Here is a 423-nt window from a genome sequence, read left to right as displayed (position 1 = left end):
TCCTCAAGCAAATAAAAACCTGCCCAGTTTATGTCAGTGAGACGCTCATATAACAACGCACTGGTGTTCGCAAGCGTTGCCAGAAAACTGGTTTCTCCCGCCATCAGCGCGTTAAAGTCGCGATTTAAATCCGCGTAAAATTCTGCTTTGTTCATTATATAATCACTTGGTTGTCTTACCTGGAACTGCCAGCCTATTAAAATAAGCATTAAATGCGTTAATGCTCAAGATCATTCCCATCATGGTTTAAGATTAATGTTAATTCTTATTACATTTGGCACGTCATGGCTCTTAACACACCACAAATTACGCCGACAAAGAAGATAACAGTGAGGGCTATCGGCGAGGAACTGCCGCGTGGTGATTACCAACGTTGCCCGCAATGTGACATGCTGTTTAGCCTGCCCGAGATAAATTCTCATC

1 pseudogene is annotated in these 423 nt (G+C 43.0%); it reads right to left on the bottom strand.

Going from position 1 to position 423, the window contains the following annotated elements:
* A pseudogene (msrC, locus tag D7V80_RS41230) lies at positions 1-155 on the bottom strand (L-methionine (R)-S-oxide reductase); the annotation flags it as partial.
* Between the last annotated feature and the right edge of the window lie 268 nt (positions 156-423).

This window comes from Corallococcus sp. CA054B (assembly GCF_003611625.1).
In the GTDB taxonomy this organism is placed as follows: Bacteria; Myxococcota; Myxococcia; order Myxococcales; family Myxococcaceae; genus Corallococcus; species Corallococcus coralloides.
Note: the sequence above shows the minus strand (reverse complement) of the source record. Positions and strands in the feature narration are given on the sequence as shown.